1 protein-coding gene is annotated in these 347 nt (G+C 49.0%); it reads right to left on the bottom strand.

Annotated elements, in window-relative coordinates; genetic code table 11:
- Positions 1 to 149: 149 nt before the first annotated feature.
- Positions 150 to 347: hypothetical protein (locus tag EN846_RS35675; RefSeq protein WP_210236149.1), on the bottom strand; the 198-nt coding region annotated here is incomplete at its 5' end.

Below are 347 nucleotides of genomic sequence, written 5' to 3'. Positions count from 1 at the left end.
GGCGGCGACGGTTGCGACCAACTAGGTGCACCGACGCCGCAATTCGATGCCCAAGCGTCGATGGCAACAATAGTGGATAACTGGTGCACAGTTACCGCAATCCAAGTCACCACCACATATCTTACTTTAAATTCAAAATATATTTCAACTCACCTTGTTTTTTGTCGTTTCGCATGCCTAAGAATTTGTTCGATGTCTTGTTCGCACCCATGGCGCTTCGCTTTCGACAGTATCTCAGCCTCTATGGCCTCCGGCTCCTCGAACGCAGATATTTTCGCTGGAACATTGTGAAATATGTCAGCAACAATCTGTGCCTCCTCCAAGCTGGCGCTGGCTCGCATTTCAAC

This window comes from Mesorhizobium sp. M4B.F.Ca.ET.203.01.1.1 (assembly GCF_004791025.1).
Lineage (GTDB): Bacteria > Pseudomonadota > Alphaproteobacteria > Rhizobiales > Rhizobiaceae > Mesorhizobium > Mesorhizobium abyssinicae.
This window is presented reverse-complemented; position numbering and strand designations above follow the sequence as displayed.